Origin of the sequence: Lyngbya sp. CCY1209 (assembly GCF_035615495.1) — a bacterium.
Lineage (GTDB): Bacteria > Cyanobacteriota > Cyanobacteriia > Cyanobacteriales > Microcoleaceae > Limnospira.
Genome location: NZ_JAJENU010000642.1, coordinates 24,126 through 47,311 on the forward strand (window position 1 = coordinate 24,126; position 23,186 = coordinate 47,311).

20 protein-coding genes are annotated in these 23,186 nt (G+C 52.7%); 5 read left to right on the forward strand and 15 right to left on the reverse strand.

Going from position 1 to position 23,186, the window contains the following annotated elements:
* The first annotated feature begins 81 nt into the window (after positions 1-81).
* Complete coding sequence (locus tag LKE08_RS25920) at positions 82-399, forward strand: metalloregulator ArsR/SmtB family transcription factor (protein ID WP_324707180.1); 318 nt, start codon at positions 82-84, stop codon at positions 397-399.
* Between the two features lie 350 nt (positions 400-749).
* On the opposite strand, the gene LKE08_RS25925 is transcribed toward LKE08_RS25920, so the two are convergent.
* Positions 750-2,624: a S8 family serine peptidase gene (locus LKE08_RS25925; protein ID WP_324707181.1), complete on the reverse strand. Its 1,875-nt coding sequence runs from the start codon at positions 2,622-2,624 to the stop codon at positions 750-752.
* 290 nt (positions 2,625-2,914) lie between these two features.
* On the opposite strand from LKE08_RS25925, the gene LKE08_RS25930 reads away from it, so the two are divergent.
* Positions 2,915-3,187, forward strand: coding sequence for a hypothetical protein (locus LKE08_RS25930; protein WP_324707182.1), 273 nt, complete (start codon positions 2,915-2,917; stop codon positions 3,185-3,187).
* 19 nt (positions 3,188-3,206) lie between these two features.
* Here LKE08_RS25930 and LKE08_RS25935 read toward each other — a convergent pair whose 3' ends face one another.
* A complete protein-coding gene (locus LKE08_RS25935) occupies positions 3,207-4,871 on the reverse strand; it encodes a S8 family serine peptidase (protein WP_324707183.1) in 1,665 nt (554 codons plus the stop codon).
* Positions 4,872-4,880: 9 nt separating this feature from the next.
* Between LKE08_RS25935 and LKE08_RS25940 the strand changes: the two genes are divergently transcribed.
* Positions 4,881-5,177 (forward strand): hypothetical protein, encoded by a 297-nt coding sequence (locus LKE08_RS25940; protein ID WP_324707184.1) that lies wholly within the window; start codon positions 4,881-4,883, stop codon positions 5,175-5,177.
* Positions 5,178-5,661: 484 nt separating this feature from the next.
* Here the strand turns inward: LKE08_RS25940 and LKE08_RS25945 are convergent, their stop codons facing one another.
* From LKE08_RS25945 to LKE08_RS25965, 5 genes are all read right to left on the reverse strand, one after another.
* Complete coding sequence (locus LKE08_RS25945) at positions 5,662-7,509, reverse strand: AAA family ATPase (protein ID WP_324707185.1); 1,848 nt, start codon at positions 7,507-7,509, stop codon at positions 5,662-5,664.
* Between the two features lie 51 nt (positions 7,510-7,560).
* A complete protein-coding gene (locus tag LKE08_RS25950) occupies positions 7,561-8,172 on the reverse strand; it encodes a pentapeptide repeat-containing protein (protein ID WP_324707186.1) in 612 nt (203 codons plus the stop codon).
* A 48-nt stretch (positions 8,173-8,220) separates the two neighbouring features.
* Positions 8,221-9,636 (reverse strand): DICT sensory domain-containing protein, encoded by a 1,416-nt coding sequence (locus LKE08_RS25955; protein ID WP_324707187.1) that lies wholly within the window; start codon positions 9,634-9,636, stop codon positions 8,221-8,223.
* 90 nt (positions 9,637-9,726) lie between these two features.
* Positions 9,727-9,942, reverse strand: a complete 216-nt coding sequence (locus LKE08_RS25960) for a hypothetical protein (protein ID WP_324707188.1) — start codon at positions 9,940-9,942, stop codon at positions 9,727-9,729.
* Between the two features lie 515 nt (positions 9,943-10,457).
* The gene (locus LKE08_RS25965) at positions 10,458-10,667 is read right to left on the reverse strand and encodes a hypothetical protein (protein ID WP_324707189.1); all 210 of its coding nucleotides are present in this window, start codon (positions 10,665-10,667) and stop codon (positions 10,458-10,460) included.
* Positions 10,668-11,246: 579 nt separating this feature from the next.
* On the opposite strand from LKE08_RS25965, the gene LKE08_RS25970 reads away from it, so the two are divergent.
* Positions 11,247-13,580, forward strand: a complete 2,334-nt coding sequence (locus LKE08_RS25970) for a phosphodiester glycosidase family protein (protein WP_324707190.1) — start codon at positions 11,247-11,249, stop codon at positions 13,578-13,580.
* 7 nt (positions 13,581-13,587) lie between these two features.
* Here LKE08_RS25970 and LKE08_RS25975 read toward each other — a convergent pair whose 3' ends face one another.
* On the reverse strand, positions 13,588-13,737 hold the full coding sequence (locus LKE08_RS25975; protein ID WP_324707191.1) for a hypothetical protein: 150 nt from the start codon (positions 13,735-13,737) through the stop codon (positions 13,588-13,590).
* 197 nt (positions 13,738-13,934) lie between these two features.
* On the opposite strand from LKE08_RS25975, the gene LKE08_RS25980 reads away from it, so the two are divergent.
* Entirely contained in the window at positions 13,935-14,657 is a 723-nt protein-coding gene (locus LKE08_RS25980) for a carbonic anhydrase (RefSeq protein ID WP_324707192.1), read from the forward strand.
* A gap of 129 nt (positions 14,658-14,786) precedes the next feature.
* Here LKE08_RS25980 and codA read toward each other — a convergent pair whose 3' ends face one another.
* The 7 genes from codA to larC all read right to left on the reverse strand — a co-directional run bounded on the left by codA (position 14,787) and on the right by larC (position 23,045).
* On the reverse strand, positions 14,787-16,043 hold the full coding sequence (gene codA, locus LKE08_RS25985) for a cytosine deaminase (RefSeq protein ID WP_324707193.1): 1,257 nt from the start codon (positions 16,041-16,043) through the stop codon (positions 14,787-14,789).
* A gap of 35 nt (positions 16,044-16,078) precedes the next feature.
* On the reverse strand, positions 16,079-17,275 hold the full coding sequence (locus LKE08_RS25990) for a glycosyltransferase (RefSeq protein WP_324707194.1): 1,197 nt from the start codon (positions 17,273-17,275) through the stop codon (positions 16,079-16,081).
* Positions 17,272-18,186 carry a glycosyltransferase gene (locus tag LKE08_RS25995; RefSeq protein ID WP_324707195.1) on the reverse strand — a complete coding sequence of 305 codons (915 nt, stop codon included), beginning with the start codon at positions 18,184-18,186 and terminating at the stop codon, positions 17,272-17,274. Before LKE08_RS25995 ends, LKE08_RS25990 begins: the two co-directional genes overlap by 4 nt.
* An 11-nt stretch (positions 18,187-18,197) precedes the next feature.
* The gene (locus LKE08_RS26000) at positions 18,198-19,103 is read right to left on the reverse strand and encodes a sulfotransferase (protein ID WP_324707196.1); all 906 of its coding nucleotides are present in this window, start codon (positions 19,101-19,103) and stop codon (positions 18,198-18,200) included.
* A gap of 55 nt (positions 19,104-19,158) precedes the next feature.
* Entirely contained in the window at positions 19,159-20,349 is a 1,191-nt protein-coding gene (locus LKE08_RS26005; RefSeq protein WP_324707197.1) for a glycosyltransferase family 4 protein, read from the reverse strand.
* A 59-nt stretch (positions 20,350-20,408) separates the two neighbouring features.
* Entirely contained in the window at positions 20,409-21,392 is a 984-nt protein-coding gene (gene hpsE, locus LKE08_RS26010) for a hormogonium polysaccharide biosynthesis glycosyltransferase HpsE (RefSeq protein ID WP_324707198.1), read from the reverse strand.
* 402 nt (positions 21,393-21,794) lie between these two features.
* A complete protein-coding gene (gene larC / locus LKE08_RS26015; RefSeq protein WP_324707199.1) occupies positions 21,795-23,045 on the reverse strand; it encodes a nickel pincer cofactor biosynthesis protein LarC in 1,251 nt (416 codons plus the stop codon).
* Between the last annotated feature and the right edge of the window lie 141 nt (positions 23,046-23,186).

A 23,186-nucleotide genomic window follows, 5' to 3' on the forward strand; every position in this document is an offset into this window, starting at 1 on the left:
GACGGCCGTATCGATCCGTCCTCCGGCTTGTCAAAATCTGCCAAATTCCCCCTGCGATAGGTACACTTCGCGGATCGCCTAATGGAAAACAGCACCTCCATCGACGACTTTGAAATTCTAGCCGATCGCTTCAAAATTTTAAGCGAACCGAGTCGGTTACAAATTCTGGCGGCAATTTGTCGCCGGGAGTGCAACGTCAAGGAAATTTGTCGGCGCACCGGACTCCACCAAGCCAACGTTTCCAAACACCTGCAATTGTTGCGATCGGCGGGGGTGGTGGCTTGTCGCCGCGTGGGCGTCTGCCGCTATTACCGCATCATCGATTCCGACTTGCTGGGGCTGTGCGCCCAATCTGTCTTTAAGGGAGACAAACCATCCAAAGATTGCACTCAAGAATAAACGATTATAGCGCTGCTAGAAGAGGGTGTAGGGTGTAGGGTGTAGGGTGTAGGGGTGGGAGTCCCGCCGAAAGCGCTAAAGCGCCACAACAAAAAATGTGCGATCGCCGAGTTGTTGGGATTGAGCCCGACCGAAAGCGCTGAAGCGCAACAACAAAAATGTGCGATCGCCTTGTTGTGGGGATTGAGCCGCCCACGGTCTTCAAGTTTACACCCCCATCCAGACTGAGGTTTGTGGCAGTCCGCGAAACGACAGGGGGTTGGGGGAATCTCCGACCCCCACAAAACGGTAACGACATATTCTCTCTGTGTTCTCTGTGCCTCTGTGGTGAAAATTCCGATCGCCCAAAATTAGAAGCTGAGGAAATTGTCGGCGCCCAATTCCTGGGGATAAACCCCCTCAACCGTCGCCAAATCCGTGCCGTCCGTCATCTCCACCAACGTGCCGCCGGGAGTCGCGCTCAGGGACAGTTGCGAGAACGTCAAACCGCCGGCCAAACCGATGATATCTTCGCCGGGGACGAAATCGCCGAAGGTGTCGAAACCGCCGTCCGGTTGCAAGTCGAAGCGATCGCCCCCTTCCCCGCCGATGAGCAGGTCATCTCCCTTATTGCCACTGAGAATATCGTGACCCTGGCGCCCCAACAGGATATCATTTCCCTGTCCGCCATATAACTGGTCGTCCCCGGCTTCCCCGAGAATCGCATCGTCGCCGCCGAACCCCGCCAAAACCTCGGAAGCCGCGCTTCCCGTCAACTCGTCATTCGCCGGAGTCCCCAGGTTGGGCTCAGAAGTCGCATCCCGGGACACCCGCACCAAACCGGAATCCACCAGGGAAACGGCTGCGTCCGCCTGAATCAGGCCGGAACCGCTGCGAAAATCGACTCCGGCGACATCCGCATCGATCGCCGTCCCGTTGAGAACCGCCTCGATTTCTGCGGGGGTCAGACTCCCCGAACCGCCGGCCGCATCCAACATCAGGGCCGCCACCCCCGCCGCGTGGGGGGCCGCCGCCGAGGTGCCGTAGAAGGACTCAAACCCGGAAACCGTGGTGCTGACGCCGTTGGGGGCGACCAACGTGGGTTTCAGGCGTTCTTCGGGGGTCGCCAAAGCGGTGCCGGTGGTGTCGAATAAAATCGAAGTGCCGCCGGTGGAGGAAGAGGACCGGACGCTGGGGGTGGCGACTCCGAAGGCCGGGGTGCTGTCGTAGTTGACGGCGCCGACGGCGATCGCACTTTCGGCGTTGGGATGTCCGAAGACGGTAGAACTATTGTAGTCGAATTCAAACCCCTCGGCATCGTCGTAGAAATTGATGTATTTCATCAACTGCGGGTCGTCGCTTCCCACCCGCTTGCCGATCAGAATGTTGAAGCTCTGGCCGTCGGTGTCGTTGGTGAAGGAGAGCAGTTCCAGGGGGTCGCCGCCGAGGTTGTCATCCATACTCGCCATGATGATATCGGATGCATCTAAAGTACCGAGGTCGTCGTTGGTGGTGATAAAGATGTCTAGGTCGCCCGTCGCACCCGGGCCGCCGAGGGAGGCGAAGGGCTCGGACCACTGAAAAGAGAGGCGCATCGAATCGCCGCGGGCCAAACTGAAGCGGTTGAAGACGTCGCTGCCGCCGAAACTGTGGGCTTCGTATTCGATGCCGTCGAGGGTGAAGGTTTGGCCGGAATTGCTGAAGGGATTTTCGTAGGAGCGATCGCCGTCATTTCCGGCCGCGGAAAAGTAGGTGATTCCTCGGGCGACGGCGTTATCGACGGCCCGCGCCGCCAGTCCATCTTGGAAGAAGGGTTGGTCGGTGAAACCCATGTCGTCCACGATGATATCGACTCCGGCATTGGTCAAACTTTCGATCGCCCCGGCCATGTCGGTGTTGTCGGAAACGCTGTAGAAAAACAGTTCCGCGCCGGGGGCGACGTCGTGGAGAATTTGCAGCATCGCCCGCCCTTCGTCGCGGCCTTTTTCGGGGGAGCCTTCATTTAAAACGGTGACGGGGGCGGTGTAGCCGTTGGGGTTGCCGAGTCCGGGGAGGTCGCCGGCGATGATGTTATCGGCCGCGCCGGAACCGGTGGATAATACGTCGTAGCTGTCGGAGATGACGCCAATTTTGATGCCGTTTCCGTCGATTCCGGACAGGTTGCGGATGTCATTGGATGCGATCGCGATGTCGCCTTCGCTCTCAACTGTTCCGACTCGATTGATGACTGTATTATCCAAACTCATGACAACCTCCCGAGGAATCAAATGCAAATTCCCTAAACTTTTCGATGCAAAATTAAATGGGATTAAAAAGGGACGATCCGAAGATCGATTTTTGATAGATTTCGGTGGCCCTGCAGGGAGGCCGAGAACTCGAATGTCTCTCGCTTTTTTCTATCTGTCCTTATTATCGACCCGCCACCACGGTTTCGGCATCAGTTAGACTACTGAACTTTTGATATTTATTTGTGTAAAACATTTGTCGGCGATCGCCCCAAATAACGTAAAAATACGGAGACAAATTTTCGCAAGCTTTGGCAAACTTCCGTAATTTTACGGGGGTAGATGACGTGGAATTCGTCCGGAAAAATACTGACAAACTGACCGTGGCGATGTATTCCGCTTTCCGAGAATTTACGGTTAAAACCCCTCGCGTGCGGTCACTTTTTTATACAGGGTTAATGGCGAAAAATCAGGAATTTCACGGAGAGGTGCCCCTGTCGCGATCGCGCCCCAACTCCCACATGGCGGGGGTCGGAGCCGTTTCCGCCGGAATTTGTAAAGGGACGAAAACCGGCCCGGGTTGAACGTCCCTTTTTCGGTATGTCAACCGAACATCGGGTCTTCGTGCCAAATGTCGGGCGGGCCGGCGATTTCCGGGACTTCTGGCAACTCGGGCCAGATGAACCCCCCCGGCAAACCGGAGATCAAATCCGCCGAAAGCTCTGGGGGGACGGGCTCGGCATTCCGCAGCAGGCGATCGCTATCCGAACCGCCGATGGGGATATCCGCGAAGGGAGCGGGCGATATCGAGGGGATTTCCGGGGTCAATTCTCCCGTCAGGGAGTCGATTGGCTCGGATTCGAGCCCTTGCAGGGCGGCATCGGCCCGAACGAACCCGGCGCCGCTGTAGTTGTCCCAACCTTCGGTTTCCGCATCCAAGGCAGTGCCCTGCAAGATCTGTCTGACTTGAGCCGGGTTCAGACTGCCGGAACCCCCCGCCGCTTCCAACAGCAACGCCGCCACCCCCGCGACATGGGGGGCCGCCGCCGAGGTGCCCTGGAAGTTGGGAAAGGAATCGTCGTCGAGGATGCTGTCGGTGCCGAAAAAGGTGGTGTTGATGCCGTCGGGGGCGACGACATCGGGCTTTTGCCGGATTTCCGGAGAGGGGAGGCGATCGCCGAGGGGGTCGAGATAAATGGGTATTCCCCCCACGGAGGAGGACGATCGCACCCGGGGGGTGGAATTTCCGAATTCCGGGGTATTGTGGTAACTCAGGGCTCCGACGGCGATCGCACCTGCCGCGTTGGGATGTCCGAAGAGGGTGGCGGCGTCGTGGCCGTATTCAAACTCCCGCCCGGAACCGCCGAAGTTGATGTATTTGATGCGTTCGGGTTCGGAACCGGAGTCGAGCCGCTTTCCGATCAGGATATGAAAATTTTCGCTATCGGTGGAGTTGCTAAAGGACAGTAGTTCCAGGGGATTCGCGCCGATATTGTCGTCGGTACTCGCCGCGGCTACGTCGTCACCCGACAGGGTGTTTAAGTTATCGTCGGTGACGATAAAAATATCGAGGTCGCCGGCCGCATCTCCGAAGGGTTCGTCCCACTGGAAGGAGAGCGTCCCGAGATCGGCGCCCGGGTTCAATCGAAAACGGTTGAAGACATCGACACCCGCCCCGGAGTCGAAGTCGTGGGCGCTGTAGGGGATGCCGTCGAGGGTGAAGGTGCGGCCGGAATTGCGAAATTCGTCTTCGTAGGAGCGATCGCCGTCATTCCCCGCGGCGCTGACGTAGACGACTCCGGCGGCGGCGGCGCGATCGACGCTCTGGGCAACGATGCCATCCTGGAAGAAGGGCTCATTGACGAATCCCACGTCGTCCACGATGATATCGGCCCCCGCTTCTGTGAGTGTCGCGATCGCTTCCGCCATGTCTTCGGGACTGGAGACACCGTGAAACATCAGTTCAGCCGCCGGCGCGATGTCGTGAATGATTTGCAGCATAGCTCGCCCTTCGTCTTTGGCGCGATCGAGAGAGCCTTCCCGCAGGACGTTGACGGGGGTGCCGTAGCCGTGAGGGTTGCCGATACCGGGCAAATCGCCCGTCAAAATGTCATTTTCTGCCGTGGTTTCGCTCGGGTCGCGATCGTAGCTGTCGGAGATGACGGCGATCGAAATTCCCCGACCTTCGACATCAAAAAGTCTCCGGGCGTTGTCCGCCTGCATGGCGATATCCCCCTGGCTGGTGGCGGATTCGGCGCGATTAATCATTGAAAATTGATGGATTTCAAAATAATTATTCATGTCTTTTGCGGGCATAATTTATGGGTGAAGCTGGCAAAAATAACCCGTTTTTGTCGCCCCATTAATTTCAATATATGGCTTTTTATTGTTATCGACATCGGTGAAAATAACATCTTTTTTTTGCGTATTTTTCCGGATGAATCTTGGCGTCAGACTCCCCCCAAACTCCCCTCCGAACAATCCGCCTCTATCGGGATTAAGAAGATGGCGATCGCGGGTCACAATTGCGGAGGAGGAAATTCACTCGCGACGCCCGAGCCGATTTTAAAATGATTAAAAAATACAAAAAATAGCTCTCCATTCATAAAAGAGAGCTTGGATGTCCAGATTAAAACCATCGAAGTCGGGGAGAATGAATCACCGGCGATCGGTCGGTTCCGCCGGGCGATCGCGCCCGTTGAAGGGGGGACGCGATGAGGCTCGGGGTAAAAACCGTTTCAATTCACCCCATTTTTATCGAAAAAATACCCAAATTCAAGGTTGAATTTCCCTTCATTTGATATCGTTTTCAACCGTATTTTATCGCGGCATCAAATTCCATTCAATTGGGACTCATATCAAATCCGTTTGTTTGACCGCCCCCCCCTCGCACCCCCCCGGCCCCCATCCCCCCCTACCCCCCTTTGTAAGGGGGGAGATAAGGGGGGAGGCCGGTTTCCCGTGGGGGCAACCTTATAGGGTTGCCCGATGTTTGAATATTCAAACCAAAAAGCCCGATCGCCCCCCCGGTGAAGTTCGGGAGGCGATCGCTCTCAAGTCAAGCCCGGTTCGGGCCGGTTCTCATTCGCTGCCGGTCGAGGATCCCAAAAGCGGCGTCAAAATCGTCGGCGGTAATTCGGATCGCGGCCGGGTCCTCCACTCCTCGAGAACGATGGCGGCGGATGGCCTCCACCGCGGCCCGATCGCCGAGCAATGCCAGACTCGCCCCGTTCCAACCCTCGGTGCGATCGGCCCAATTACCCAAATCGACATTTTCTAACGGACGTCCCTGGTTGTGGACCTGCAAAATTGCCAGCCGACTGGCCGCATCGGGCCGGTCGATCAAGAGCTGCAAATCCAACCGTCCGGCCCGCAACAGAGCCGGGTCCAGGGCATCCCGCCGGTTGGTGGCGGCGACGACGATAATCTCGGCCCCGACTTGCACGCCGTCCAACTCCGAGAGCAACTGGCCAACGACGCGATCGCTCACCCCCGAATCCCCGCCGTAACTGCCGCGGGCCGGTGCCAAGGTATCGATTTCGTCGATAAACACCACGCAGGGTGCCGCCTGTCTCGCCTTGGCGAACAATTCCCGGATCGCCTGTTCGCTGGCGCCGACCCACTTACTCAACAACTCCGGGCCGTTGACGCTGATAAAATTCGCCCGTCCTTGGGATGCGATCGCTTTTGCCAGCAGGGTTTTGCCCGTCCCCGGCGGGCCCCAGAGCAAAATCCCTTTGGGTGGGGTCGCCTTGGCCTGCCGATACAGTTCCGGATTCAACAGAGCCCCCTCCACCGACTCCTGGAGAATCTGTTTCACCTCTTCGAGCCCACCAATATCGGACCAGTTCACCTCCGGCGTCTCGACCTCCACGGACCGCAACACCGCCGGCTTGACTTCTTGAAGGGCTTGCAGGAAATCCGACTGTTCCACCGTCAGGATCTCGGGAATTTGGGCATCAATGTGGGGCACCTGCCGCCGCAGGGCACTGTAGGCCGCTTTCTGGCAGATCGCTTTCAAGTCCGCCCCCACGAACCCCACGGCCAGATCGGCGATCGCACCGAGATCGACTTGCCCATCGAGAGGCATAGCCGCGGTGAGAATTTGCAAAATTTCCAGACGTCCCTGGCGATCGGGGACTCCGAAGACAACTTCCCGGTCGAACCGCCCCGGCCGTCGCAGGGCCGGATCGACAGCATCCCGGCGGTTGGTGGCCGCCAGGAGGATGACGCCTTCGGTTCGGGCGAACCCGTCCATCAAACTCAGGAGTTGGGCGACGAGGCGCTTTTCGACTTCCCCTTCGACTTGGGAGCGATCGGGGGCGATGCTATCGATTTCATCAATAAAAATAATACAAGGTGCATTTTTGGCGGCTTTCTCGAAAATTCCCCGCAGTTTTTGTTCGGCTTCCCCGTAATATTTGCTCATCACCTCGGGGCCGGCTAGGGCGATATAGTTGGCGTCGAGTTCCCGGGCGATCGCTTTTGCCGTCAGCGTCTTCCCTGTCCCGGGAGGGCCGACCAGCAGCACCCCCTTGGTCGGTTCCAACCCCAGTTTTGCCAACAAATCGGGTCTTTTTAAGGGGATGGCGATCAATTCCTTCAATTCTGTCACCACCTCCGCCAGACCCCCCACATCTTTGAGAGAGGGGACGCTTTCTGTCTGAGGGGGGACGACTTGTGCCCCGGAATCGGCAGCGGACTCGCCGGAACTTCCGGGGGGCGGGGTTTTAATATGACTCGTTCCCACACTGCCGGTGCGGGGAATATTGCCGGTGCGGGGAATATTGCTCACCGATCGCGTTCGATATTGAATATCGGCGGCGACCTCTCCTTTTTCGATCTTGTCCTCCAAGGTTTTCGCCAATTCAAGGAGGTCTTGAAAATTTTTAAATAGGTCGTTCATTTTAATGGGGAGTCGGGAATAGGGAGTCGGGAATAGGGAATAGGAAACTTTTCACTTTTCACTGTCTAAAGGCGTCCCTTCTACACAGGCACCGTCGAGACAGGCGCCGTCCCACTGCGTCCCTTCGACGATCGCGCACAGGAGGTTGGCCCGTTCCAAGTTGGCGCCGCGCAACACGGCGCCGCTCAAATCCGCCTCCTCCAAATCCGCCGAGGCGAGGTCGGCCCCCGATAGGTTGGCGTTTCGGAAGTCGCAGGACTGCAAGAGCGCCTGGGACAGGTTCACCCCCCGCAAATCGGCGCCTTGGAAATTGACGCCGCTCAAATCCAAATTGCCCAGGGCTGTCCCGGTCAGAAAGGCCCCGGCGAAGCTGGCTTCCCGCAGATCCGCATCCAGCAGGGTCGCCCCCCGTAGGTCGGCGTTGCGAAAGTCCGCCCCCACGAGGTTCGCCCCGCTCAGGTCGGCGCCCCGAAGGTTGGCCCGCAGGATCGCCCGTTGCAAATCGGCCCCGGCCAGGTTCGTCCCCGTCAGGTTCGCCTGGGAGAGATCGGCTTCTCGGAGGTCGGCGCCGGACAAATCCAGACCCGCCAAATTGGCGCGGGCGAGGTCTTTGATTTTGCCGGCTCGAATGGCGTCGCGGTCGATGGGTGTGGGTTGATTCATGGCGGAATGGCTTGGGGTTGACTGGGGCAGTTGGGCGGGCGATCGGGTCTAGGGACGGGGTGTCAGTTGGGAGTCTTGGCTTTTGGAAGTGGGCATTTCTTCGATCCACACGTTCGGCAGTTGGGTGGGTTTGTCGGGCAGTTGCATTAACCCCACCTCCGTCAGGCGCACCACGGTTCCCAGGGCTTCGACCAGGGCGGGGTCGAAGCGGGTGCCGCTGTGTTCCCGACAGGCGTTGAAGGCTTCCGTCAGGTTCAGGGCACTGCGGCTGCCTCGGGGTTGGGTCAGCCCTTGGAAATAGGCGACCAGGCCGAGAATCCGGGCTTTGATGTTGATTTCCTCCCCCTGCTGGCCGGAGGGGACGCCGGTTCCGTCCCAATGTTCCAGGTGGTGGGCGACGACTTCGCGGATGATGCCCAATTCGGGCATCGACTCCAACAACCGGGCGCCGATGGAGGCGCGGTCGCGCCAAAATGTCCGGGTCGCTTCGTCCATTTCCGGGGGGGTTTTTAAAAATATCTCTTCGGGGGCGGAGGCCAAACCGATGCGGTGCAGCAGGCCGGCCAACCGCAGGCGCCGCAGCTTGACGGTGGGGAGGTCGAGGATTTGACCGAGGGTTTCGCACAGGGCGGCGACTTGCAGGGAGGCGCAGGGGTTGAAGGGGTCGCGCTCGTCCACCCGCTGGGCCATCCGCAGGAAGGCCTGGAGTTTGTTGGCGCTGATGTTGCGACTGATTCGTTTAGCCTGCCCTTCGAGTTCCCAGAGTTCCCGGGTTTGGCGGTTGACGGCGATCAGTTCCTGTTGGGAGGATTGCAGGTAGGTGACGATGCGGGAAACCACGCCGCTAAGGTCGGGCACCACTTTGCTGGGGGTGGCGACGATGGCTTGATATTGCCCGAGGAGGCGATCGCACAGTTCGGGGTCGTAGGGGCTCAAGCGATCAATCAAAATCTCGGCGGCCTTGCACACCAGGGCGCGATCGAAGGTCCACAGCCCGTAGAATTTGCGCTCGCTATCGACCGAGGGCTTTCCGTGGGGCCGGTATTCGTCCTCCGAGAGTTCGTGGCACAGCACCATCGCGGTGTAGCCGGGGGCGACGATGACCAGGTTCCACTCCATCACCAAACTGTCCGATTCTTTCAGGTGGATGAGGGATACGTTGTCGAGTTGCCCCGTCCGGTGGCTGGCAAACCCGCTGTCCGGTACGGCGCTGATGGCGATATGATTGGAGCGATCGGCGATCTCGAGGTAGCGATCGGCTTCTTGGAGATACCATTTTCCCTGTTGAAACGTCACCAAGACGAGGGGTCGCTCTTCGGGAGCTTCACCAGTTTGCAAAATGTGGTCCTCGAGGGCGTGGCAGAGCGCCACCAGGGTATTTTTGAAGTAGACCCCGAAACTCGAAGGGAGTTGACCGTCGGGCAAAGAGGCTTTGAGCTGATTGAGTGTGGATTCTGGGTTCATGGCAAACTGGCGATCCCGGCTATTCACTTAAATATTAACTGGAATCGATCGCCGCGCAAACTCGATCTCCGGCGGACGAGAGCTCGCCCGCTACATCACCTGGGAAATTTGATCGATGACGCGAATTCGACCCCGACGCAAAAAATATAACAGCCGATCCACGGTGGATCGTTCTTCTAAATCGAGAGAATCGTCCAAAATTGCCGCCATCAGGGCGTAGCAATCCGCTTTCGTCAAGCATTGGGTATCTGCGACGGAAACCGCGATTTCGGACAGGGCGCCGGGTAGTAGTTTGACAGAAGTCATGGCAGGAAGTCAGGTGAATTTAACGGATTCAAACTCGGTCAGTTCCATTCAATGCACCCGCAAAAGCTCGGACTCACAACCCTAAAAAAATCCGCTCAAACGTCTTCTGGGCGGGGTTTGTGGGTGTCGGAGTCGGCTGCAATACTTGTGTAAGTATATATAACATTTGATTGTATTGCAAAGAAATATTAAGGATCTAGGGGGTTATGTAAAACTTTGATGTGAAATTGGCGATCGCACTTTACATAAGTCCGCCAATTGTAAAGAAATTGTTAAATTCCGGGCGCTCGCTGGGGGGTGTCGGATGTCGGGGATTGACTTTCCGGCGGATGGGACTCCCGGCGCGCGGCCCTACAGATTGAGGTGAAGTGGGTACGATGGCGCGGATGGCATCACGAGGAGGAGAGGGTCAATGCCCATCCGGTGAGAAGATGGCAGAAGGCGGAGGGCCGCAAAATTCCCCCCGATATCGGGCCGTTTCGGGCGTTTGGGTAGCTGCACCCCGTTGGCAGGGTTTACTTGAACCAATGCAGGAAGGACAGACCGGCGCGAATCAGACTCGGACTCGGGCGGCAATTTTGCGGTTTTGAAAATTCATCGTCAACCGGTTTTTCTTCTATTTTTGTCCTGTATCCTTCTAATCCTCCCCTTTTATTGTGAATGATGATCGCCATAGATTCGGCATCATTGTACCAAAAAGAATCGTCCCAATTGGATTTCAGCATGGCTTTATTGATGGTAAAGTGTATTGAAAAAATTGAGCCGGACTTGACGGCGCTCAACTGACTCCAAAAATAGATCGAACGACCCTCAAGATATTGCTGCGGTTCACTCCTTACTATCTTGTCACGACAAAACGCCGTCGGTCAATGTGGTTTTCTCGTAAAAATCTATCAAGTCGAGTCTTTTTTATACAAACTACCTCCGTAATATTTGGGAGCGATATCAAGTCCGTTTGGATGCTTACACAATCGTTCGAGAAAAGGCAATAGGCAGGAGGCAATCGGCAAAAGTTTGAAGCCGCTTCAGAAGAGGGCGAAACCCAGGAATCATAACTGTTTGAGCGGACATGATCTGATCTGGTATCGATCGCGGGGGGTGGAGAATCGGGAATTTTTGACTTTTGAACGGGGTGCGATCGCCCCGATTTCGCAATAATCCGCCCGACAATTCCCCCTCAACCCACCCCCGTCACCCCCATTTCTCAAAAGATCCGGATCGATCCGCAAAATCACTCAAAATAATGATATAGCAGTCTGAATTGACCAGCGAATCTTCTACCCCACCCCGATCCAATTGCGACCATGACAGACACTCAACCCGCATTTGCCGACATCGCCGAACATTGGGCTTATCCCTTCATCCGACGCCTCCGGCTTGGGGGGGTTATCGGCGGATTTCCGGACGGGACATTTCGCCCCGAACAAACCATGACTCGGGCCGAATTCGCCGCCATTCTCAACGCCGCCTTTCCCCTGGTTCCCCGGCGGGATTACGTCCCGTTTTCGGACGTTTCCCCGGATTTTTGGGCGGCGGAAGCCATCCGCAACGCCTTTGAAGCCCAATTTATTTCCGGCTTCCCGGAAGGGGATTTTCGCCCCGGCGAGAACATTTCCCGGCTGCACGTTTTGCTGTCGTTGGTGTCTGGCTTGCAAATTCCGGCGGGGGAGTCTTTGTCCCTGACGGCGATTTACAATGACGGGGCGGACATTCCCGATTATGCGCGATCGGCGATCGCGGCGGCAACCCGCAGCCGCCTGGTGGCGAACGCCCCCAGCATCGACGTTTTCAACCCGAACCGCCCCGCCACCCGGGGAGAAGTCGCCGCCTTCGTCTATCAGGCGTCGGCGTATCTGGAAAAAAGCGATCGCATCGCCTCCCCTTATATCGTCGAACTCGCCGCCCCCGGAATGATTCGACGGGGCACTCACCTCTCGGTTAACGGGCGAACTTGGCGGGCGGCTTGGGGGCAGTGGAGTTCGGGAATTTCCACCTATACGGGTGTGGGTGATAAAGGGGCGATGTTGGTTTTGGGGATGGATTTAATCAGTTCCGATGACAGCAATTTAGAGTCTGTAAAATGGTTTTCGACACCCCTGAAACCTTACCGCGTCAAGACCGAATTTGACGGCGAATATCGCTATTTGAATTTGGACGATATCGCGACGGGGGCGAATTGGGAAATGGTCGTCGATGACAAAACACTGCGGATTTTTTCCACCCCCGCCGATGTCGATAATATCACCTTTGAAGAAGATGGCAATATTTCCCGGGTTGAAATCGAACTGAGTCGGGCGACTCCGTGGGAACTGTACGAACGGAGTGGCGAGTGGGAAATCGTGGCGGATGCGATCGCGCCCCAATCCCTCGCCGATCGCTTTCCGGAGACTCCGCCAGAGCCCACGACTCCCGACGACGAAGAACAACAAAACGAGGGAGAAACAACGGCAAGTTCGGACAAACCCTCGCGCCCCGTCGTCCGCATTTCCGACACCCAAACCGTGATTCGGGGAACCCTGCCGGACGGCTATCGGGTGGCGACAAAAACGCGGAATACCCCCGATCGCATCATCGTGGAATTGCGCCGCGATGGGTTGGTGGAACGGGACATCCGCTGGACTCCGGGGCTGCACTGGCGGCAGCAATATTTGACGTTGGAGGGCGATCGCTTTCCGGTGGTTTGGCTGACGGTGCGCCCGAATTCCGGTTTGATTCTGCGCCCGATTTGGACGGATAAAACCCGCATGAAGGGGACGGCTTCGCTGTCGGATATCGCCAAAAATTGGGAAAGTATGGCGGCGATCAACGGGGGCTATTTTAACCGCAACAATTTGTTGCCCTTGGGGGCGATCCGCCGGGATGGAAACTGGTATTCCGGGCCGATTTTGAACCGGGGCGCGATCGCCTGGGACGATGCCGGACGGGTGAAGATGGCGAGATTAAAATTGCTGGAAACCGTCGCCACTTCTCAGGGACGACAGTTCGATGTGGATCTGTTAAATACGGGCTATGTGAAGGCGGGAATTGCCCGCTATACGCCGGAGTGGGGGGAGGATTATACGCCCCTGACGTTGAATGAAATTCTGATAGTGGTGGAAGCCGATCGCGTCGCCCGACAGATCGAAGCGACGGACGATAAAACGCCGATTTCAATTCCTCAAAATGGTTATTTGTTGACGCTGCGATCGTTCCGCAGTGCGGCGGGGGCGTTTGCCGTGGGTTCTCAGGTGACGGTGACGCCGGCGACGACTCCCTCAGATTTTAACGATTTTCCCAATATTTTGGGGGCGGGTCCTCTACTGGTTCAAAATCATCGCATCGTCTTGGATGCGGAGGCGGAGGGGTTCAATTATTGGTTTGGAAAACAGTTGGCGATTCGCAGTGCGATCGCTTTTCTGAGTTCCGGAGAATTGGCGATCGTCACGGTTCACAACCGCGTTGGGGGGGCGGGTCCCGATCTGACGGAAATGGCACAGTTGATGCAACAATTGGGGGCGATCGATGCCTTGAATTTGGACGGCGGCAGTTCCACCAGTTTGGTGCTCGGCGGACATTTACTCAACCGCACGCCGGATACCGCGGCGAGGGTGCACAACGGGTTGGGGATCTTTGTCAATTCCGCTCAAATGACTCTATGATAACGAATCATCCGAACTCGCTATTGATAGCGAGTTCGTAAAAGACGGGGCGTGCCGATTTCGTTTCCGCCAGCAATTTGCCGCGACTGAATACCGGGCGGACGGGCGATCGCATCCGGATGGCTTCGTCGCGGTTTCCCTTCCAACGGCGGTTCATAACTCGCGGTGTTGATTCCAGAATCGGTATGGCATCGGGACGGGGGTCGGGAATATTTACCGAACGGCAAAATTGTTGCCAAAAATTCAGCATTCAGTTGATGAAACTATGGTAAAGTTAGCTCGTCTCACAAAAGCGATCTGTTATTTGTTACAGATCTGGCATCGAAAACCATTTGAGCGCCCCAATTATTCATCATGAAAAAAAAATCAGTCACTCCCGAGTTTTCTCGACGCAGCCTCATTAAATATGGTGGCGGAATGATTGGTACGAGTTTAATGGCAACGGTTCTCGGTTCGGGGGTCATTCGACCCGAACTCGGAATGAGCCAAACGGATCTAACCCCGGATGAAGCGTTGGAGAAATTAATGCAAGGAAATCGGCGGTTTGTCAAACGCAAGCAAGAAAACCTCAACCAAACGACCGTCAATCTTCAACAAGTGGCCTCCGGGCAAACTCCTTTTGCGGCTGTTCTCAGTTGTGCGGATTCTAGAGTTCCCATTGAAATTCTGTTCGATCGCGGTTTCGGCGATATTTTTGTTGTTCGAGATGCCGGTAATATTGCCTCAGAATCGGCGATTGGAAGTCTTGAATTTGGGACATTGGTCTTGGGAGCGAGGGTCTTGATGGTGATCGGGCATCAAGATTGTGGAGCCGTCATTTCAACCATGAATGGTGCGGAAGTTCCGGGTCAAATTGGAGTGATTTTGGATCGAATTAAACCGGCGATCGCAAACTACTTGGGACAAGGAGACGATCGAACAGCGATCCGAAATGCGACCGAGGCTAATATTTTATATCAAATCAATTTGCTCAATCAATCGCCCGTTATCTCGAAACTCAAGGCCGATAACAAACTCAAAATTGTCGGCGGATACTCCGATTTCGAGACGGGTGAAATCGTACTCGTTAGCGAATAAATCTCAAACCCAACTGCCCTGCTATAGCGCTGTGTGCAGGGAATAGGGAATCGAAAATAGGGTCATTAAATTACCTCGATATCAGGGTTTCACAGTTTGTCTACCCAAGGAAATTGTAAATATTTGACTTTAACCATCGTAAAAAATGGACTGAACCGGTTTCGTTTCCGCCAGCAACTTGCCGCGACTGAATACCTGGCGGACGGGCGATCGCATCCGGATTGCTTCGTAGCGATTCCCGACATTTAAAACAATTAAATTGGCGGTTTTTCCGACTTCGATTCCGTAATCGTTTTCTACAGATAAGGTTTTCGCACCGTTCCCAGTCACCATATCGTAACAGGCATCAATTTCCGATAACCCCGTCATCTGGCAGACGTGGACCGCCATGTGGGCGACATCCAGCATATTTCCGGTTCCTAAACCGTACCAAGGATCGCGGATGCAGTCGTGTCCGAAACTGACGTTCGATCCGTTTTTCCACAACTCTTTTACCCGGGTAATTCCCCGCCGTTTCGGATAGGTATCCGTGCGACCTTGCAGGGTAATATTAATCAAAGGATTGGCGATAAAATTAATGCGCGATCGCCCCAACAATCCCATCAGTTTGAGTGCGTAGGCATTCGGATAGGAAGCGAAAGCTGTTGTATGGCTGGCGGTGACGCGGGCGCCGAGTCCGGAACGCACCGCACAGGCGACGACCACTTCCAAAAATCGGGATTGTTCGTCGTCGATTTCGTCGCAGTGGATATCGATGAGGCGATCGTATTTTTCCGCCAGTTCAAAGGTGCGGTGAACGGACTTTACCCCATCTTCCCGGGTGAATTCGTAGTGGGGGATGCCGCCCACAACATCCGCCCCCATTTCTATCGCTTTTTCCAATAGCAATTCATTCTCGGGGCGACTGTAGATCCCATCCTGGGGAAAGGCGACGACTTGCAAAGTCATCCAATCTTTCACCGCCTCCCGCACTTCCAACAATCCCCGCAGTGCGATTAAATTGGATTCGCTGACATCGGCGTGGGTGCGGACGAATAAAATCCCCTGTTGTGCCTGTAATTTTAAAGTGGCGATCGCCCGTTTTTTGACATCTTCAACCGTGAGACTTTTTTTCCGTTCTTCCCAAATGGAAATTCCCTCGAATAGCGTCCCGCTTTCGTTGGGGCGGGGCTCCCCCGCTGTCAACGCCGAGTCGAGGTGGATGTGGGATTCCACAAAGGGAGGACTGACCAAATTTCCCCCCACATCATATTCCGTTTCTCCCGGTGCTTCGATGCGGGGTGCGATGGCGGCTATTTTTTTCCCCGATAGGGCGACATCCGCCGTTTCTGTGACGTCGGGCGATCGCAACAGGCGACAATTTCGTAAGATTAAATCGTAGGACATGGTAATTTTATTCGTCTATCTTTCAGGAATAAAGCTCACAATAACTCCTGAGAATAGTCTCCCGAGCGATCGTAAATTTTTTCCAATTGAAAAGCATTCTTTTTTAAGTCAAATTTACGTTCGACGATTGCGCGACTGGACTCCGAAAATTCTTGTCTCAGGGCATCGTTTTGCAGTAATTTTAAAATCAATTGGGTCAGTTCATGTCGATTTTTTTCTCCGATTAAAAATCCATTTTTTTCGTGACTGATAGCTTCGGGAATTCCGGCATGATAGGAACTCACAACCGGTAATTTCATCGCCATTGCCTCTAGAATCGTAATCGGCAATCCTTCCGATTCTCCCTGGGAGGTGGTCAGGCTCGGAGCCGCTAATACCGAAGCTTTTTGCATCCACTCCTTCACTATTTTAGAGGGTTGTACTCCCAGAAAACGATAACGATTGAGTAAACGGCTTGCCAGGTCTTCTAAAGAAGATCTGAGGACACCATCACCAATAATCACCAATTCGATGTCGGGCCTGACCTTTTGAACATCTGCCATTGCCCGAATTAAATATTCGCATCCTTTTTTTTCCACCAACCGCCCCACAAATAAAACAATCGGTTCTCGTTTCAATTCAGGATTGGGGGTAAATTTATCAATATCTATGCCAATATAGTTCACTCGAATTTTTTCTGGGGGGCATCCTTTTTCGATAATTTGAGAGCGGATAAACTCGGAAACCGCGATGAAACCGTCCGCTTGTTGAAAGAGGCGATCGCGATTCCTAAAATACAGTTCTCGATAAAATTGACCGCGATTTTTAACAAAATCTCTAGTATTTGCGTAGAAACTTTTAGACTGATTCAGTTCTATTTCTGCGGTGGCAAAATAACCGTGAAAAGTCACGATGAGAGGGAGATTTAATTTTCGTGCCAGGGGCAGAGCTAAAACACCATCCAGACCGAAATGAGCGTGAATTAAACGAGGGGATAAATCTTGTAAAGGTTTCAGCCAGCGCGGGTGAACGAAACCAGTTAATTTATAGGCCGTTTTCCAGAAACCGGGAGGAGATGCCAAGTCGCCGAGAACAATTGTTCTCTCTTGGGGAAGCATCGATGTAGCAGTGGGGAAGCGCGAAGTGCCAACGTAGAAACCTCGATAGGATGAAAAGTTCTCCACTTGCGCCGGGATGAAGGTTTCCGAGTAGGGAATGAGTTGGTCTCGATAGATTATTACTGCTGGTTTCATCGTTTTTGTGGTAACAGAGAACGCACTAACGACTTAGCAACCCCACGAACAAGAGGTAGACCTGTCAGAGGTGAAATAACAAGTTCTGGTGCGGCTTGACAAGCTTTAAGATAGCTATTTAAAGCAACTCTATAATTACCTTTTCTATACTCATCTTCAGCTTTTTGTGAACAATTAGCACTTTCTCGAATCTGCTTTCCTCTATTTCGTTCTTCAGCAGGAAGATGATTAATACATTCGTGGAAAATATTTTCTCGTACTGCCACAAGATTTGTCGGCCTCCACTGCCCTTGGTGAGTCCTATACTCTAAAACTATTGAGGGAATAATCGCTACCTTACCCAACCTGGCAACTCGAAACCATAATTCTCGGTCTTCTCCAATGTTCAAATCGAGTCTATACCCGCCAAGCTCCGTTATTATTGCCTTACGATACAAGTTTTGACCGGAAACAGAAGACCAACCCGCTAACAGTTCGGGCCATATTACTCGTTTAAATCCAATCCTGGGATGCTCAATTTTTGTAGCATACGCTCCCTCTTTAAACTTCCATCTCGCACCCACCGCCGCTACTATCTTCGAGTCGCTGCTTAATGGTTTGACTAAATCTGTCAGAGCGTTAGGTCGGAGGCGATCGTCGTCATCGAGAAACATAATAAATTCTCCCTTGGCTTCCCTCAAACCTCGATTTCGAGCAGCCGATCGCTCGCTATTTTTCTCCTGTCTAAACACCCGTATTTGTTCGTTTTTGATTTCTGTAAGCCAATCCCATGTCCCATCGGAAGAAGCATCGTCAATAACGAGCAATTCCCAATTTTTAAATGTTTGAGCTTCAACACTCCTAACCGCTTCTTTAAGGTAATCCAGCCGGTTGTAGGTTGTAATTACCACGGATATTAATAGTTTTTGCATAATTTTTTTCCTTAAACTTCTAACCAGTGAGATAAATCTTTCTGAATTAAATCTTGAAGCTTTAAAATATCTTCCCTATATTCCTCTACAAATTTTTTCCTCACCGCTCCTGGTAACGATGGTTTTTTGTTAGAAAGATTGATATTAATCAGTTTATTCTTAATCTTATTTTTTAACTTCAATGGTAGCATTGAACCCATATATTCTGCCGGATTGTTTCTCAGCATTATTTTGTTATAAACTCTACTCCTTGGGATACGAGAATCATTATGTTTTTTTGAGTTATCTGGAACGAAGCTATCATCTACACCCAAAAATCTAAAAATATCTTGCAAAACGCCAATCTGTTGTTCCTGAAAATTTTCATATATACAGACTTTAATTTTTTCGGCTTCAAACAAATCAAAATAACGTTTCATTTGTCCATAATAAAATCCCTTTTGTTTATAATGAAAACGAGGAGACCAATTTTTGAGGATTCGTTCTGATTCTAACTCCATTGCTTGCACAAAATCAACATTAATTGGCTCTAGATCGTCACGAACTGAATGCAAAAAGTTTGAATAAGCTCTTTCAACTGGATCTCGCAGCATCGCAATTATTTTTACATCAGGAATGTATTGCTTAATTTTACTAGCCACATTTGGCAAATAAATGTACCAAGGAGATACTTCACCAATTGCTATTTCTCCTGAAACTTTTTTAAATAGCTCGCGGTAAGACTCTATATCTTTAATTTGCTGGTATTTTCTCAAAAATGGTTCGTTGCTATTAAAAGCCAGATTTTCCTCATCCACAAATACAAAAAACTGAGTTTCTTTTAACGGACTCATATAGATTTGTGGATGCTGTTTGAGATAACGATACAGTGCTGTAGTTCCTGCCTTAGGTGCACCAATAATCAGAAAATTAGGCATTGTCATATTTTTACTTCTCTTTTTGTAATTACTAGATCCGTTTCTCAAGAATCATTTAATTAGAACGCTTAACACCAACCCGATCGCAAAACTCGACAAACGCCTCTAAAAAACGTTCTTTATTATGATCTTCGCTCACCCATTTTCGTCCTTCTTTCCCCAACTTAGTTCGTAGTTCATGGTTTTCTAAAAGAGTTTTCAATCCCTCAACAAACTTCGGTATTCCCTCCATCCCCGTACCATCATAACGCCCCACATAAATCCCAAACCGAGACACTACACTTTCCGGGTCTAAACAACTCAAAATCGGCGTTTCGCACTTCAAGGCTTCCTGAAAACTAACCGCCAACCCCTCGTGAATGGAAGTATTAATCAAAACCCAGGCTTCCGAAAGCATCCGAATTTTATCCACTTCCCCCACATGACCCATTAATTTAACATTATCGGGTAATCCCGTCGGTTCCCAAGCACCCTTTCCCTCAAAATGAGGTTTACCCATAAAAATAAAATCCACATCGGGAAAATGGCGGGCTATTTCAGCAAACAACCAGGGGCGCTTGTAGGGGTCAAGACGGGCCAAGAAAACTACCGTGGGTTTATCACTTTTTACGACCTCTGCTGGTTCCATGTCAATAATATTCGGTAAAAATTCCACCTCTGGCGGTTCTACCCCATAAGTTCCCGGCACTTTGGCTTTTAAAAAACGTGCTGGGGTAGCAAATAAAACCTGACGATTCACCCATTGAGAAACCCGAACGACTCCAGCAAAAGAAGTACAATCAAAGCACTTTAACCCTTGGGGATAAACATCTTCCGACCCCGGAACGCGAACCGTATCTATTTTAGCCACATCTTCTGGCGGTCTGGGGTCGCGCACCCATAAAATAATCGGAGTTCTGGGTAAGCTCCAGAATACAGGACGATAATTGGGGCGATAGTCAATCGACAGAATTAGATCGATTTTTTCAGCCCAGAGGCGACGAATATATTCTAGTTTATTGCGCTGGCGCAGAATCAGCTTAGTATTATGAACGACCGGGTCTGGCTCTCCTGGTTTTCCATAAGTTTCCCCCGCCAGTAATACCGGCTCTACTCCCAGATTGGGATCGGAGTTAAATAAGGTTGTCACCTGACGAGTTGCCCAACCGAAACCACCCATCCTCCCTTGGGAAAGTTCAAAGAATTCGTTGGCGATAATCCCTAATTTAATTCTTTTATTTTCAAATTTATGATTTGAATTGTCCATTGTTAAAGTTATGTTTGACTGAATGCTTTCCAGCGTAACCGCCTATATTTTTAGGTTTCTTACTCCGTTTTTTCGACTTTCAAAAATTTCCCCAATGCCCTCAAGTGACTTTCCACACTCCCCCAATACATTTCCATTTCGCTGGCCGCCACAATATCGGTGTCTAACTCTTTTCCATATTTGAGCTTGTGGTTGATCGCTTTCCGCAAATCGTTGGCCATATATAAGGGAATAACCAAAGGTCTTTGCCAAGGTTGATGTCTCAACATCCTGGTGAAATGACGGCTCAAACCGACACCCCGCAACAATCTCGTCAAGTATTCCTTTTCCAAACGATGCTTAGGAATTTGATGGTAGATACGCATTTCTGGATTAAACCAGATTTCCCACCCTGCTTTTCTAATATACCACAGCGCTTCTAAATCTTCACCTTTTACATTTAAAGAATCCTGGACTGGCCCCCTTAATTTTAAATTTTTGATCGCGTTTTCTTCCCAAGCCTTTTTTCTGATAACCAGACCTGCTCCTGGCGGTAAAAGTCCTGTTTTTAAGGGATCTTGGGAATTGAAGCAAAAAGCATCTTTTGACGACCATTCAATAATCGCCAAACAGGAAGCTATTCTCCGAAAGTTTTGGGGAGGCTCGACTTCATAAATGCCGTGAACTACACCACTATAAGCTCCTGCTTTTGGATGGGAAACCCCGAAAGCATGGGCATTGGCGACCCAGTCAGGAGAGGGTAAATTATCATCATCCAAAAATCCGACCAGGGAACCTCGGGCTTCTTGCATGGCTCTTTGTCGGGCATAGCTGGCTCCTTGTCGGGGTTCAAAATAATATTTTATGGGACATGATTCGGGCTGGCTTGACTGATATTCTTGAATGATTTTAGCCGTGTTATCCGTGCTGTTATTATCGACGATTACGATGTCCCAACAAATCTTTTCTGTGTCGATTTGCGATCGCAGCTTATCTAAAATATTCGGCAGTCTTTGTTCGGCATTATACGCTCTAACTGCTACGGTAAAATCAGGGTTAACCATTGATTCTCACGAGGTAAAAAAAAGATTCGGTTGACCGTTTAAGTGGCTGGCAGTTGTCCGGAGAAGGAACCGACAGAATCTTCCCGGTGATGGTTCTGACGTTCCACTGATCACTTGGATAGACACGCGCTGAATCCCTGGAGGCTGGGCGAAGATTGATATAGCAGTTCCAGCCCGATCGCCGGCTCCGGAAACTTGAGTTCCCGAAGGGGACGAAAGTGGAACGACAAAGGAAGATGCAAATCTCGAATGCTATCAATATAACACCGATTGTATAGTTCAAACAAGAAGCTATTGTAAAAAATGTCCGACTTAATATGAAATTTTGTAAAGTTGAGAATCCGGCTCGGAATCTCACTTTCCAGCGACCATCGCCCCGATTCCATGCGATCGCATCAGTTTTTAGCCCCGCCCTGACTGAGGGCTATGTTGGGTGGGGTTCCCCGACAAATACCAACGGTGCAAAGCATTGCGGTGAACGTCCAACCAGGGGATTTGATGCCGTTTGGCGATCGCGGCACAATCTTCGTATTCGGGATGGACGTTGATGATGCGATCGCCGGAAAATGCCACCTTCATCCGCACCGGTCCGTATTCCGTCTCCACCGCCTGCAATTCCCGCTGCAAAATTGTCCGGGATTGATAACTGTGGCGAATCCCCAAAGTTGTGGTTTCTCGGAATAGAATAGTTTCGCAGTCGCGAATTTTTTCCGGGTGGCAGATCGCCGTCAGCAACGTCCCCAGGCGGGATTTTTTCATGGTCACGGGTTGGGCGAACACGTCCACCGCCCCCACCTCAAATAACGCCTCCGAAGTGTACGCGATCGCCTGGGGGCTGAGGTCGTCTATTTGGGTTTCCAATACCGCCACGGTTTCGCCGTGGGAATGGGCGGCATGAGTCCCGTGGGAATGACCCTCCGCTTCCGTCCCCTCCCCCAACCACAGCCGCAGAATGTTGGGCAGGGGCAAATCGGCCGAACCCGCCCCCAACCCCACCCGTCCGAGTACCATCGGCGGCGGGGGGCCGAAATCTGTGGCCAGGGTGACGGCGATCGCGGCGCCGGTGGGCGTCACCAGTTCCCGTTCGATGCCGTTGCTGTAGAGGGGGACGCTTCGCATTTCCCAGAGTTTCAGGGTGGCGGGGGCGGGCACCGGGAGTTTTCCGTGGGCCGTCCGGACGGTCCCCCCACCTACCGGAAACGGAGAACAGGAGAGGCGATCGACGTTCAGCCAGTCGAGTCCCAGACAGGTGCCGACGATATCGACGATCGCATCCGTGGCCCCGACTTCGTGGAAGTGGACTTGCTGGGGGTCGATCCCGTGTACGGCCCCCTCCGCTTCCGCCAGTTTGCGAAATACCGCCAAACTCCAGTTTTTCGCCCGTGGGGGCAGTTCCGCCGCCCCGATCCGATTTTCGATGTCCGACAGGTGGCGGGTGTGGTGGTGGTGCTCGGTCAAATCGACGTGAACTTTTGTCGCCTGTTGGCCGTTTCGCAATACCTTCTCAGACCGCAGGTTGTATTCCTCGGCCACTCCCAGTTTCTCCAAATTTTCGGCCAAATACTCCAGCGGAACCCCCGCATGGACGAGGGCGCCGAGACACATATCTCCGGCGATTCCGGTCGGACATTGGAGATAAGCGATCTTCGTCATGGTCGGCGGTCTATTTTTTCTTATGATACCTCTCCAAAGTTCAAACCTTAAATTCCCAGGGTCTGTGGGGCCACCTTACAGGGTTGCCCAGGTGGGGCCACCTTACAGGGTTGCCCAGGTGGGGCCACCTTACAGGGTTGC

Coding starts and splice junctions, on each gene's coding strand:
- LKE08_RS25920 (WP_324707180.1), top strand. CDS start 82: ATGGAAAACAGCACCTCCATCGACGACTTTGAAATTCTAGCCGATCGC.
- LKE08_RS25925 (WP_324707181.1), bottom strand. CDS start 2,624: ATGAGTTTGGATAATACAGTCATCAATCGAGTCGGAACAGTTGAGAGC.
- LKE08_RS25935 (WP_324707183.1), bottom strand. CDS start 4,871: ATGATTAATCGCGCCGAATCCGCCACCAGCCAGGGGGATATCGCCATG.
- LKE08_RS25940 (WP_324707184.1), top strand. CDS start 4,881: ATGGATTTCAAAATAATTATTCATGTCTTTTGCGGGCATAATTTATGG.
- LKE08_RS25945 (WP_324707185.1), bottom strand. CDS start 7,509: ATGAACGACCTATTTAAAAATTTTCAAGACCTCCTTGAATTGGCGAAA.
- LKE08_RS25950 (WP_324707186.1), bottom strand. CDS start 8,172: ATGAATCAACCCACACCCATCGACCGCGACGCCATTCGAGCCGGCAAA.
- LKE08_RS25955 (WP_324707187.1), bottom strand. CDS start 9,636: ATGAACCCAGAATCCACACTCAATCAGCTCAAAGCCTCTTTGCCCGAC.
- LKE08_RS25960 (WP_324707188.1), bottom strand. CDS start 9,942: ATGACTTCTGTCAAACTACTACCCGGCGCCCTGTCCGAAATCGCGGTT.
- LKE08_RS25965 (WP_324707189.1), bottom strand. CDS start 10,667: ATGCTGAAATCCAATTGGGACGATTCTTTTTGGTACAATGATGCCGAA.
- LKE08_RS25970 (WP_324707190.1), top strand. CDS start 11,247: ATGACAGACACTCAACCCGCATTTGCCGACATCGCCGAACATTGGGCT.
- LKE08_RS25975 (WP_324707191.1), bottom strand. CDS start 13,737: ATGAACCGCCGTTGGAAGGGAAACCGCGACGAAGCCATCCGGATGCGA.
- LKE08_RS25980 (WP_324707192.1), top strand. CDS start 13,935: ATGAAAAAAAAATCAGTCACTCCCGAGTTTTCTCGACGCAGCCTCATT.
- codA (WP_324707193.1), bottom strand. CDS start 16,043: ATGTCCTACGATTTAATCTTACGAAATTGTCGCCTGTTGCGATCGCCC.
- LKE08_RS25990 (WP_324707194.1), bottom strand. CDS start 17,275: ATGAAACCAGCAGTAATAATCTATCGAGACCAACTCATTCCCTACTCG.
- LKE08_RS25995 (WP_324707195.1), bottom strand. CDS start 18,186: ATGCAAAAACTATTAATATCCGTGGTAATTACAACCTACAACCGGCTG.
- LKE08_RS26000 (WP_324707196.1), bottom strand. CDS start 19,103: ATGCCTAATTTTCTGATTATTGGTGCACCTAAGGCAGGAACTACAGCA.
- LKE08_RS26005 (WP_324707197.1), bottom strand. CDS start 20,349: ATGGACAATTCAAATCATAAATTTGAAAATAAAAGAATTAAATTAGGG.
- hpsE (WP_324707198.1), bottom strand. CDS start 21,392: ATGGTTAACCCTGATTTTACCGTAGCAGTTAGAGCGTATAATGCCGAA.
- larC (WP_324707199.1), bottom strand. CDS start 23,045: ATGACGAAGATCGCTTATCTCCAATGTCCGACCGGAATCGCCGGAGAT.